The sequence below is a fragment of the Chitinophaga rhizophila genome (assembly GCF_019492185.1).
GTDB classification, from domain to species: Bacteria; Bacteroidota; Bacteroidia; order Chitinophagales; family Chitinophagaceae; genus Chitinophaga; species Chitinophaga rhizophila.
The window spans coordinates 785232-797405 of the sequence record NZ_JAICCF010000003.1 but is presented as its reverse complement, the minus strand read 5'-3'; the positions used below and the strand labels follow the sequence as shown (position 1 = coordinate 797405).

The following is a 12174-nucleotide window of genomic DNA, read 5'->3' as shown; positions in this document are numbered from 1 at the left end:
GTTAGTGTTGCTGGTCCGTGAGCATTGGCTTGCGGACCATCTTCATCACACTGTCAAATGACGCCTGGTTAGTCGGATTGTCCAGCGCACCTGCAATATCTATCTTCTCTCTCGACGTCAGATGCCAGCTCAGCGCCGCCGCTTTATCCTCTTTCTGCGGCACATACTGGAAAATAATACGGTGGAACTTCCCCGGAAAATACCCTTCCAGATAACTCAGTTCATTATCCTGTACAAAGTCCTGCATAGCGCTCCAGTGCTGTTGCATCGTGAACAGTGGATCAAACATCATATCATTCAGCTTCATGGATTGTTTGATAGACTTGATATCATTCTTACGGGTATCTCTGACTTGTATAAACACTACCCCATCTGTATGCTCATTGATCCATTCACGGAAGGTATATAGAAAGCGCATAGATGGTTCCTGTCCGAAATTATCTCTGATACCTGCATCCATCACATCCACGATCGGTACGCTTGGCAGGAACACATTTGGCAATACATAAGGGAATGTTGCACACATCCTGATAGCGCTGGTTACCTGCAGATCCATTGCCTCCTGAGCAGCGAAATACTGTGTGAAATCCACACCGTCTATATCACGTACGGTTCTTACTTTGGGCGAATACTCTGGCGCACATAAATAGCTTACCGGCTGAGGAGAAATGATCAACCTGCGCCCGTCCGCATTGATAGTAGCACTCCATATCAGCATAGGCACTTTTGCCTGCCGTTCTGGTTCCTGGTAGTCGCGGATGGTGCCGGTGAATGCGGTACCGGTATTACTGGTTAGCTCCAGCTCAAAAGCGTAACCTCTGTCTTTCGCATAACGCTTGTTATTAATTTTAAAAGACCGGAATGGCGTTATAAAGTCATTCACAGTCATAGAGGTAAACACGCAGTTTAGCAGGTCCCGGGAGATGCGTTCCGTATAGCTGCTGTCCTGCATATCTATCTGTTTACCAAGCTGTTTCTCTTTGTACAATGCCCGGAAGTAAGAGGCTCCCATCATACCACCGGAAGCGCCGGTCATCAGAACGGTATTGTTCATCAGCTGGCCCTTCATCAAGGTATCAAGACGTTGTAATACATTCATGCTCCAGGTAGCAGAACGCAAGCCACCACCGCTGAAGTTCATGACTATCAGTTTAGGCTTACCAGGGCCGGTATGTTTGGCTCTCCAGTTTTCCAGTATTTGCAGCGTTTGCTTTTTATCATTGTCAGCCCTTTCCTGGGTGAAAAACTGCTGTAAGGCAGTTACACTATATTCAGGTCTTTTCTCCCGCTTTTTATAGTTAAGTCCGTAAGCCTTATTTCTGTTGTCTAGTAAATCATGCTCCACCATCCAGTTCAGCGCAAAGATGATTACCAGTAACATGGGAATAGCCCAGCTTTGTAGCAGGTAGGCATATGCACCGGCCACACCGATAAGGAAAGCAAAGAAGATCATCACACTTGCTCCGGCAGGAATCCTGAAGACGGGGTAGTCCATCAGAAAGGCCAATATAACAAGGAAGATCAGCGCACAACCTACTGTAATCATCGCAGCAAAGTGGTGCTGCTTGAGTATGCTATCCAGATAGTGCTTGTTATAGTGATCCACATTCCTGGCCCTCCGGATCCTGGTGAAGGAAGTAAAGTAGTTATGAACAGGCAAGGCATTTTCGTCTTTTTCCTGCGTCGGTTTTAATACTAGTCGCAAGAAGTTGCGTGGATTGCCAAACTTCCTTTCCAGCCGGCGGCCAATATTTTTATCTGCATTAAAGAAGTAGAAGAAACAGAAAAACACGATCAGCAGATATCCACAGATAAATCCTTCCGTCAGCAATAATATTTCCGGCACAGAGCTTAGCTGCTGATAACGCTGATATTCCCAGCTGCGTAATAGCAGGTTGAGCAGAAAAGCAATGGGAAATATGGAATTATTAAGACAATATTTGAAAAAGGGCTGGGAAGTAGTAGCAAGGAACTTAAACCTGCCTGTATGCAGGATAAAGGTGGTGATGTTCCAACTCATCACAAACAAACCAGTAGCAACCCCCAGAATAGAAGTGCTGTAAAAATTTACTTTACCTAAATATTCAGGAGCCAGATACAAGGCATCACCACCAAAGACTTTGGCAAATTCACCGTTGATCGTACTGAAAAGAATAGCCCAAAACAACAACAACACCTGGTACTTGCGGAAATGAAGCAAGAACAGTTGTATAGGAAAAGAATAAAACAACCTGACCAACAATGATTTCACTTTCATCCATTAAGCTTATTGCAGCTAAACTTACGAAAAACTTTAACATGTTATTGGTCAGATTTGAGCTTATTCTCTAACTGCCTTATTTCTGCTAAGGAACAATGTCCATATAAGGGATAGTAATAACAACATGCCAACTCCCTGGTGCAGTATTGCCTGCATGATAGGAATCTTTACACGGCTGCCCAGTAGTGTTAGTACACCCAATACAACCTGTAAGAACACCAATACCAACGGCAGATAACGTAACGCACGCAACAGGCTGTTTGGACGTGCTTCGGCCGCTTTCCACCACCACATCACAACCAATATGGTGATAATGTATGCCAGCCCACGGTGAATAAACTGAATAGTGATAGGATTATGTGTAATGTCAGTCAATATCCCTCCTTGTGTGAACATACCAACAGGCCACCACATACCATTGATATCCGGCCAGGTGTTGGCAGAGAGCGCCGCGTGCAATCCGGCCATAAAAGCGCCATATATCAGCTGCAAGGTCAATATGACCAGTAACCATATATTGAACCGGCGCAGACGGGGAACTGCCAGCAATTCCCGATTAGGAGTACTTAATTTCAGCGCAAACCAGAATACATAACCCAGCAATACCAGCGCAGAAATGAAGTGTATGGATAACCGGATATGACTTACATACAGATCTTCCTGATTAAGGCCACTCTTTACCATAATCCAGCCAATAGCGCCCTGAAGCCCTCCCAGTATGAAAAGGATGATCATCGGCTGTATCATCGACCGATCGATCTTCTTCTTTACAACAAAGTAAATGAATGGTATGATGAACACCACCCCCATCAGGCGGGCCCAGTCCCTGTGGAACCATTCCCAGAAATAGATTGCCTTAAAATCAGAGAGGGTAAAATGGTTATTAATGTATTGAAACTGTGCTATTTCTTTGTATTTGTCAAAAGCCGCCTGCCAGGCAGCTTCATTCATCGGAGGCAGAGCGCCAAGGATAGGCTGCCACTCCGTAATGGACAATCCGGAACCAGTAAGACGGGTAATTCCGCCAAGCAATACCTGCACAATAAGCATTCCCACCCCTATATATAGCCAGATAGCCACCGGCCGCTGCTGTTTTAATCTCGATTTTTCCATAGACGCCAGCAAAGTTAGGTATCAAATGACAATTAAGAATGACATTCGTCATCCTACCGGCGAGAACGATTCATAATCCTATGTTAACCTACCCGTAACTTTTAGTTAACCTAACCCCGCGATCTTTGCGGCGAATTAAGGAACTATGTATTAGCTAATACTTACAGACAACATCATCTAACAACAAACAAACTAAGTTTTGTATGAAACGTACAGCGTTTTTATTAGCAACTATCCTCCTGAACTTATCCTTTGCGAAAGCCCAGGCAAATGCCTATGCATTCAATGACAACAAGATCAGCATTGTAAGTAACGACGAAAACACAACCCCGGTAACTGCCTTCAGACTTAAAGTAGCTCAGGTTGAAACAGAAGCGCTGATCTTCAAGATCACCGTTGAAAACCCAGGCACTGAAAAAGTAACGCTTTGCATAAAAGATGCAAACAATTATACCCTGCACCAGGAATCTCTGCCTGTAACCATGCTCTATGTTGCTAAGTTCAACATGCAGGAACTACAGGACGGGGCATATACTTTCGAGATCAGAAAAGGCCGTAACAGACTGGCAGAGAAGGTAGTTAACATCAAAACAGAAACAAGCATCAACAGAACAGTATCCGTGCAATAGATATTGGACTTATTATAAAAAAAATAGTGCCGGATGAATGGCCACTAAGGCATACTTCATCTGGCACTATTGCCTAATTATCCTGTTTTCCTATACCTATTTCCTATCTCCCATCGCTTCATACAGCACTTCCATAATATTTTCCCTTACGTGCTGTGTAATCAGCTTCTTATTCTCTCCTCCTGCAGGACATACCCTGTTGCTCAGAAAGATATATACAAGCTGCGATTGTGGATCTACCCATGCACAGGTACCCGTAAAGCCAGTATGACCATAGGTGGCCTGTGAAGCACTTTTCGCCGGATATCCTTCTCCTCTTTTGCTATTGGTCTTTTCTGGCTTATCAAATCCAAGTCCGCGACGGCTGATATTACTGTTATTAGCGGTGAATAACCGTAAGGTTTCTGCTTTGATATACTCTTTGCCGCCAAATGTCCCGCCATTCAGTAACATCTGCATCAGGATAGCCAGATCCTCTGCATTGGAGAATAATCCAGCATGACCGGCCACGCCGCCAAACATCGCTGCTCCGGGGTCGTGTACATCCCCTCTTATCCACTGACGGCGGAAGATGGGTTCATGCTCTGTCGGAGCCAGCTGCGATAGCTGGAAATGCTCTCTTGGGCGAAACCTGGTAGTGGTCATCCCCAATGGTTCATAGAATGTTTCTCTTACATAGCGGTTCAGTTTCTTACCACTAAGCTGCTCCACAATTTTACCCAGGAAGATAAAGTCATTATCACTATATACATACCCCTGCTGAGGCTTCAGCGTACTTTCCAGTATACGCATATACATCGTGTCCACATAGCAGGATTTCATATAGAGGTGCTCTGCTACTCTCACAGAATAAACGGAGTCTGCATAAGCATGGAAGAGCGCTGTGTCAGCAAATCCCTTTGCATCAACCACATCCCTGTAGAAGGGTATGAAGGCCACCAGCCCTGCCTGATGCAGCAGAATGTCGCGGATCTTTAATCCTTCTTTGTTTGTACCTTTTACCCAGGGAAGATAATCCCCCAGTTTAGCGTCGAGGCTTAGTTTCCCTTCATCATACAGGCGCATGATGGCAACTGTAGTAGCACATATCTTCGTTACTGAAGCCAGGTCATATACCGCACTGGATGTAACCGGCTCACGTTTGCTGTAATCGAAATACCCGAATGTCTTATCATAAACAATCTTACCATCTTTCATGGCTAATATCTGACAGCCCGGAGCAGCACCTTTCCTGATCATCTCGTTAGCAAGTACGTCTATCTTCCGCAACGTCTGACTGTTCATTCCTACAGACTCCGGTTTTACATGCTGAAGCGCTTCCTTTACTACCTCAACCGGCGGCGGCGGAGTGGATACAATGCCTGTTCCATATGGGAAACTTGTACATACTGTAACTGGCAGTTTACCCTTAGCCGGCATCTGGCCAAATAGTATGGAGGCAGCAGTACGCTGTGTGATTTCATCGTCTTCGTAAGCAGCAAGAATAGTCGGGCCATCGCAGAAATACTGGATTGCATACGGGTTACCGAATACTACCGTGGCAGAAGGCATCTCCTGTTGCAGCTGCTGGATCAGCAGGCGCTCAGCCGAGCTGATATTAAAGTTTCTGGCAGGGCGCCTACTGTAGTTGTGCAAACTGATGATCACTGCCTGATAGTCTTTCTTCAAACGCTCTACTACCTGCGGCACCTGTGTTTCTGCCTGTCGAGCAGTGAAGATGAAGCTGTTAACATCAGGACGCAGCGATTTTACTGTCTGTACAAATGCATTGTTCACATCTGCACCTACTGCAATTACCGCTACTTTTCCAGGGGTATATCGCGTGAAAGGAATAAGATTATTATCGTTTTTTATGAGGGTTATAGCCTGCTGTGCAATACGTCTGGTCAGTGAGTCCGTTCCTGCATTCAGATCGGCAGTCAGGTTATTCACATCTATGAACTGTGGCTTATTCAGTCCCAGTTTGTACTTGGCCAGTAATACTTTCTTTACCCGGGCGTTAACCTCATCCCATGTGATATCGCCTCTTTTGATAGCACGCTTTATGGCTTCAATACTACCTGAAGCTGTAGAAGGCAGCATCATCATATCATTACCTGCCAGCAGGGACCGGGCAGCCTCCTCGCCTCCGGTATAGAACTTGGCAATTCCTTTCATTTCCAATGCATCTGTAATAACAATGCCTTTATAGCCCAGCTCCCCTTTCAGAAAATCTGTGATTGCCTTGCGGGAAATAGATGTGGGCGTATTAGGAGTACTATCCAGGGCCGGAATGTACAGATGGGCCATCATAATACTCTGTACACCTGCTTCAATTGCCTTCCGGAAGGGATATAGCTCCAGCGAGTCCAGCTGTGCCCTGGTCTTACGGATTACCGGCATATCGTAGTGAGAATCGACATCAGTGTCGCCATGGCCAGGGAAGTGTTTAGCTACTGCCATCACATTCTGATCCTGCATACCTTTGATGACCTGAACGCCCAACCGTGCTACTTGGTATTTATCCTGACCAAAGGAGCGGTCATTGATAACCGGGTTATTCGGATTGTTGTTCACATCCATATCGGGTGCATAGTCAACATGTATACCTAACCGACGGCATTGCATAGCGAGATGTTTGCCGTACTCGTAGGCCAGGCTGCTATCCTGTACAGCGCCCAGCATCAGGTTACGGGGCAGCGAGGTGATACTATCCAATCGCATACCCAGCCCCCATTCACCATCTATGGCGATCATAAGGGGTGTCTTGGAGATAGATTGATAGTAATTGGTCAGATTTGCCTGACGTACAGGTCCTCCCTGGAAGAAGATCAGTCCTCCGACTTTATTATCCCTGATATCTTTAACAACTTTTCTAATATGATCGGCACCCAGGTTAGAGTGTGCCCTGATCATAATCAGCTGGGCAATTCTTTCATTGTCATCCAGCGATTCAAAGACACTGTCCACCCAATGTGACGCAGTATCCTGCTGTCTGAACTTAACCTTTTTACCTGCACTGAGGTGTTCCTTTACTTCCTGCGGCGCTTGCTGTTTTGGTGGCCGGGGTCCAGGGCCTTTATCCGGAATAGCCATTAGCACACTCCCACCCAGACACAAAAAAGAGAGACCTAAAATCGTTAATTGCTTCATCATCATCAACTAAACTTACGAATTATTACTCCATAGCGCATGACTTCTTCCACTACGGATTAAACATTTAATGTTTGAACAGCTTTTAATTTTTTACTCGATAATTTCACATCCCGGCAATCTTCCGGCAGTAGAAATGTTTATATTTGAGTTATCCTGTGATATGATATGAAAGCTTGTAAAGCACATCCTTGACTACTTTGCATCAGGCATGAACTTCTTAAAAATAATCCATTATTTACAGCAAATCATTAAAACATATCTAGGAAATTTCTTAAATATTTTACATTATTCAAGCAATTGCAATTTTAGTTACCAATACATTCAATTGTTTGCTATATTTGCAGTCTTGCTAAAGTATTCTTTAAAACATGGTCAATATCATTTTATTTGGCCCTCCCGGTAGCGGTAAGGGCACTCAGAGTGCTAACCTGATTAAAAAATTCGGGCTTCTTCACCTGTCCACCGGCGATCTGCTGCGTAGCGAGATTGAAGCGAAAACACCACTAGGCCTGGAAGCCAAGAAAGTGATGGACCAGGGTATACTGGTTCCGGACGAGGTTGTAATTGGCATGATCAGCTCCAAACTGGATGCCAATCCAGAAGCAAGAGGTTTTATTTTCGACGGATTTCCTCGTACTACCGCACAGGCAGAGGCACTGGACAAACTGCTGGCTCTGAAAAAGACAGCTATTTCTAATGTGCTGGCTCTGGAAGTTCCTGAAGATGAGTTAATTGCACGTCTGTTGAACAGAGGTATCACCTCTGGTCGTAGCGATGATGCCAACGAAGAGGTAATCAGAGCCCGTATTGTAGAATACCACAATAAGACAGCCCCTGTAGCTGATCATTATGCCAAATACGGTAAGTTCAAAAAGATCAAGGGTGAAGGCTCTGTAGATGAGATTTTTGAGCGCCTCAGCAAAGAAATAGAAAGCCTGGTAGAGGAAAAAGTTTAACCCTCCCGGTCTACATATTCTCAAACGCAAAGATTGTAAGTAAGCATTTTAACGCGTTATACGTGTTAAAGTGGCTGAACTTAACGATCTTTGCGTTTTTGTATTTAACGCCGTCCTCCTGGAACTGCGTTACATTAAGCATAAATTATATACTTTGGAAAGAGGCAACTTTGTTGATTACATAAGGATCTTCGCCAAATCCGGTAAGGGAGGCGCAGGTAGTTCACACTTCATGCGTACTAAATATAACCCGGAAGCCGGACCCGATGGTGGAGACGGCGGCCGTGGCGGTCATATCATCCTGAGAGGTAACTCCCAGCTATGGACCCTACTGCACTTACGCTGGTACAAAAACGTAGTGGCAGAAGATGGCGGCAACGGTCGCGACAATAACAGTACCGGTAAAAACGGTGAAGACGTTATTATCGAAGTACCCCTGGGTACCCAGGCTTTCGATGAAGAAACGGGAGACCTTGAGGCAGAAATCCTCCATCATGGGGAAGAAGTCATATGGATCCCCGGCGGACAAGGTGGCCGCGGTAACAGTTATTTTAAATCAGCCACTAATCAGGCCCCGGAATACGCCCAACCAGGTATGCCTAGCATCGAAGGCTGGAAAGTACTGGAACTGAAGATATTAGCCGACGTAGGATTAGTAGGCTTCCCAAATGCAGGTAAATCTACCCTGCTCTCTACCATTACCGCTGCCAGACCAAAAATTGCCGATTACGCCTTTACCACCCTCACTCCTAACCTGGGTATGGTACCTTACCGTAACGATCGCTCTTTTGCTATTGCCGATCTGCCAGGTATCATCGAGGGCGCTCACGAAGGTAAAGGTCTCGGACACCGTTTCCTGCGTCACATTGAAAGGAACTCCGTTCTGCTATTCCTCATTCCTGCAGATAGCGATGACCACCGCAAAGATTTTGACGTCCTGGTTAATGAACTGGAGCAATATAATCCCGAACTGCTGGATAAACAGTTCCTCCTCGCTATCAGTAAAAGCGACATGCTGGACGATGAACTGAAAGAAGCCATCGCAGAAGAACTGCCTGAAGATGTGCCACATGTGTTCATCTCCTCCGTTACCCAGCAAGGACTGTCAGAACTCAAAGACATGTTGTGGCAGGCGCTGAACAGCGATACGCAACAGGTGCGTGGACCGCAGCAGGAAGAAGAGGACGATGACGAAGACGATGAAGCGGAAGAAGAAGCTTAACCCAATAAGGTGTTAGCTATATAAAAGAGAAAGGCGTTTGGGATGTCCAAACGCCTTTCTCTTTTATATATCTAACTGATAAAGCCTCTAGTCTTTCAAACCCAGGTATGTTTTCACCTGCTCGTAGTTATTCCAGTCAATCTTCGCTTTACGCGCCTCTTCACCACCAGGAATCAATACATAACGGTATTGCTGGTATTTAGTACCGGCATTATCCACAACAGTACTGATATCGCCATTAGAATACATCTCAATCGTATTCAGATAGAAAGAAGGATTGATGCTAAGACCAGTGTATACATTGAAATATGGCAAAGGTATCACAGTAGGATCAGCTGCACTGAATCCATTTAAATAAACCTTGATTTCGCCATTAGTCAGCATGTTCAGATCCAGTTTTGGAACCTCGATGACAGCGAAATAACCAACGGTATCAATGCCGCCACCACTCAGGTGATTAGTATCCGCCTCATAAACTACATCCAGCCACTCAGAATAGATCACATTGGCACTACCTTCAGGACCTTGCGGACCAGCAGGACCAGCGGGGCCTCCGGGACCTTGTGGACCAGCAGGACCTTGCTCTCCCTGCGGACCAGTATCGCCATCTTTACCACAGGATACTGTGAGTAACGTTAATGCCAGCATCAGGCAGCCGATAATGTTGAAAGACATTCGTTTCATGCAATTGTAATTTGGTTGTTATCGAAATTGGATTATTAGATATTGTTTAAGGTGAAGGGGTACAGGCAATGCATTCAATACAGTTCGCAGGTGACTTTCTGTTGCCGTAACAATTTCGTACTAAATATACAAAACAAACATTGAGTTTTAAATATCTTATTATCCTGAAATTATTGCGCTGAAAAAGGCTACATAAAACACCATACACGCGTTACAGCTACTCTTAATCCCCATCCGCCCGTATATCCTGGCAATACCGCCTGCGCCAAAGACCGGGTGCTACGTCCATCTACCTCTACCCTGCCGCCCTCCCTTAAATGTATTCAACCCGGACCTGCCAATTCCCGGTTATAGTAGGATTAAGGACATAAAAAACCACCGGTGAATCACCGGTGGCTACGTTCTTTTGCTACAGAGCCAATCATGGGAGTCGAACCCACGACCTACAATTTACGAAACTGTTGCTCTACCTGCTGAGCTAGATTGGCAGACAGTTCATGCAAATTAAGGCTGATGACCTGAAAGCAGACAGCATTGCCGAACAGCTTACAATAATCCGCCCAATGGACCCAGCATACCGCCTGCAATACCTTTCATTTCCGATTCCCACGCATTCTCCGCATTTTTAAGCGCACGATTTAAAGCCGTGATCAGCAGGTCTTCCAATTCTTCTTTATTATCCTTTTCCAGCAGATGCTCTGCTACATCAATACTTTTTACTTCACGGTTACCGGTTACAACTACCTTCACAGCACCGTCTCCGGCTTCTCCATCTACAGTGATGTGAGACAGACGCTCTTTACTTTCTTTCATTTTAGACTGCGCTTCCTGCAGTTTACCAAATAAGTCTCCGAACATGGTCAGTTGATTTTAGGCCGCGAAGATATCCCTCTTTTCTTTATCTTAACAGTTTAAATGTTTAGGATGCTGGAAACTAAAGTATGTATTGTAGGTGCTGGACCCGCAGGAGCAGCTGCCGCCCTTCAGCTGGCACAACTCGGCATTCAGTGCGTCGTAGTAGACAAAGCCGTTTTTCCCCGTGATAAGGTATGTGGTGATGGCCTTAGCGGAAAAGTAATCACTGCACTGAACAGGATAGATCCTGAAATTGCCAGACGTCTTAAGGAAGCCAATTTCAAAGTCAATAGCTGGGGCGTTACCTTCGTATCTCCCGCCAGATACAGCCTTGATGTAGGATACCGCCCCGATTACAATAGCGAGAACAATGCACACAAGGAAACGCCAATCGGTTACGTATGTAAGCGTATCGACTTCGATAACTTCCTGGTCGATGAAATAAAACGCAGACCGGAAATTACACTGCTGGAAGGTGTTACTGTTGATAAATACGAACTTAAAGCCGACGGATACTACGTTACCGGCAATAAAGACTTCAAAGTCAAAGCAGACCTGCTGATTATTGCCAACGGCGCACATTCTTCCTTCACAAAAGATGTCGCCAATATTACCATGGAACCCAAACACTACGTTGCCGGCATCCGTGCGTACTATAAAAATGTCAGTGGCAACAACCCTGACAACTTCATTGAGCTGCACTTCCTAAAAAGCCTCCTGCCAGGTTACTTCTGGATATTCCCGCTGCCCAACGGAGAAGCAAATGTAGGTGTAGGCGTACTAAGCGAAGCGGTACGCAAAAAGAAAATGAACCTGAAAAAGTCCATGCTGGATATTATAGCCAATGACCCCGTGTTTAAAGAACGCTTTAAAGACGCGGAACTTGTCAGCAACATCGAAGGATACGGCCTTCCCCTCGGCAGCAAACAACGTGTTCTCTCCGGAGAACGTTATATGCTTACAGGAGATGCCGCATATCTCATCGATCCATTCACAGGCGAAGGCATCGGAAACGGATTGTACTCCGGCAGAATTGCGGCCCTGCAGGCTGCTGAAGCCATCAAAGCCAATAACTACAGCGCAGCACAACTGGCCAAATACGATACTGAAATATACCGCATCCTCGGACCCGAACTAAAACTGAGTCACAGACTCCAGAAACTCATTAAATATCCATGGCTCTTCAATACGCTGATGAAAATAAGCAGCCGTAACAAGCAACTGCAGGAACTGCTTTCCTGCATGTTCTATGAAGTAGACCTCCGTAAAAAGCTGGCTAAACCATCCTTCTACGTAAAATTGTTACTTAATCGATAAGCT

Annotated in this window: 9 protein-coding genes and 1 tRNA gene; 4 read left to right on the top strand and 6 right to left on the bottom strand. The window is 45.4% G+C overall.

Features of this window, described 5'->3' with window-relative positions:
- Window position 1 precedes the first annotated feature (1 nt).
- Window positions 2-2257, bottom strand: coding sequence for a patatin-like phospholipase family protein (locus K1Y79_RS17780; RefSeq protein WP_220251509.1), 2256 nt, complete (start codon window positions 2255-2257; stop codon window positions 2-4).
- A gap of 63 nt (window positions 2258-2320) precedes the next feature.
- The gene (locus tag K1Y79_RS17775; protein ID WP_220251508.1) at window positions 2321-3373 is read right to left on the bottom strand and encodes a COX15/CtaA family protein; all 1053 of its coding nucleotides are present in this window, start codon (window positions 3371-3373) and stop codon (window positions 2321-2323) included.
- Window positions 3374-3576: 203 nt separating this feature from the next.
- Between K1Y79_RS17775 and K1Y79_RS17770 the strand changes: the two genes are divergently transcribed.
- Window positions 3577-4002, top strand: coding sequence for a hypothetical protein (locus K1Y79_RS17770; protein WP_220251507.1), 426 nt, complete (start codon window positions 3577-3579; stop codon window positions 4000-4002).
- A gap of 96 nt (window positions 4003-4098) precedes the next feature.
- On the opposite strand, the gene K1Y79_RS17765 is transcribed toward K1Y79_RS17770, so the two are convergent.
- Window positions 4099-7137: a glycoside hydrolase family 3 N-terminal domain-containing protein gene (locus tag K1Y79_RS17765; protein ID WP_220251506.1), complete on the bottom strand. Its 3039-nt coding sequence runs from the start codon at window positions 7135-7137 to the stop codon at window positions 4099-4101.
- Between the two features lie 368 nt (window positions 7138-7505).
- Here K1Y79_RS17765 and K1Y79_RS17760 point away from each other — a divergent pair, with 368 nt between their 5' ends.
- Both K1Y79_RS17760 and obgE read left to right on the top strand, forming a co-directional pair.
- Window positions 7506-8093: an adenylate kinase gene (locus K1Y79_RS17760; protein ID WP_220251505.1), complete on the top strand. Its 588-nt coding sequence runs from the start codon at window positions 7506-7508 to the stop codon at window positions 8091-8093.
- A gap of 154 nt (window positions 8094-8247) precedes the next feature.
- Window positions 8248-9315: a GTPase ObgE gene (gene obgE / locus K1Y79_RS17755; RefSeq protein WP_220251504.1), complete on the top strand. Its 1068-nt coding sequence runs from the start codon at window positions 8248-8250 to the stop codon at window positions 9313-9315.
- A gap of 87 nt (window positions 9316-9402) precedes the next feature.
- Here obgE and K1Y79_RS17750 read toward each other — a convergent pair whose 3' ends face one another.
- The 3 genes from K1Y79_RS17750 to K1Y79_RS17740 all read right to left on the bottom strand — a co-directional run bounded on the left by K1Y79_RS17750 (window position 9403) and on the right by K1Y79_RS17740 (window position 10857).
- Window positions 9403-9999 (bottom strand): hypothetical protein, encoded by a 597-nt coding sequence (locus K1Y79_RS17750; RefSeq protein ID WP_220251503.1) that lies wholly within the window; start codon window positions 9997-9999, stop codon window positions 9403-9405.
- A 415-nt stretch (window positions 10000-10414) separates the two neighbouring features.
- A tRNA-Thr gene (locus tag K1Y79_RS17745) sits at window positions 10415-10487 on the bottom strand.
- Window positions 10488-10545: 58 nt separating this feature from the next.
- Window positions 10546-10857, bottom strand: a complete 312-nt coding sequence (locus K1Y79_RS17740; protein ID WP_220251502.1) for a YbaB/EbfC family nucleoid-associated protein — start codon at window positions 10855-10857, stop codon at window positions 10546-10548.
- Between the two features lie 66 nt (window positions 10858-10923).
- Between K1Y79_RS17740 and K1Y79_RS17735 the strand changes: the two genes are divergently transcribed.
- Window positions 10924-12171: an NAD(P)/FAD-dependent oxidoreductase gene (locus K1Y79_RS17735; RefSeq protein WP_220251501.1), complete on the top strand. Its 1248-nt coding sequence runs from the start codon at window positions 10924-10926 to the stop codon at window positions 12169-12171.
- Window positions 12172-12174: the final 3 nt, after the last annotated feature.

Bases quoted from the DNA above. Each gene is read 5' to 3' on its own strand.
- K1Y79_RS17770 (WP_220251507.1), top strand. From the start codon at position 3,577: ATGAAACGTACAGCGTTTTTATTAGCAACTATCCTCCTGAACTTATCC.
- K1Y79_RS17780 (WP_220251509.1), bottom strand. From the start codon at position 2,257: ATGAAAGTGAAATCATTGTTGGTCAGGTTGTTTTATTCTTTTCCTATA.
- K1Y79_RS17765 (WP_220251506.1), bottom strand. From the start codon at position 7,137: ATGATGAAGCAATTAACGATTTTAGGTCTCTCTTTTTTGTGTCTGGGT.
- K1Y79_RS17735 (WP_220251501.1), top strand. From the start codon at position 10,924: ATGCTGGAAACTAAAGTATGTATTGTAGGTGCTGGACCCGCAGGAGCA.
- K1Y79_RS17750 (WP_220251503.1), bottom strand. From the start codon at position 9,999: ATGAAACGAATGTCTTTCAACATTATCGGCTGCCTGATGCTGGCATTA.
- K1Y79_RS17740 (WP_220251502.1), bottom strand. From the start codon at position 10,857: ATGTTCGGAGACTTATTTGGTAAACTGCAGGAAGCGCAGTCTAAAATG.
- K1Y79_RS17775 (WP_220251508.1), bottom strand. From the start codon at position 3,373: ATGGAAAAATCGAGATTAAAACAGCAGCGGCCGGTGGCTATCTGGCTA.
- K1Y79_RS17760 (WP_220251505.1), top strand. From the start codon at position 7,506: ATGGTCAATATCATTTTATTTGGCCCTCCCGGTAGCGGTAAGGGCACT.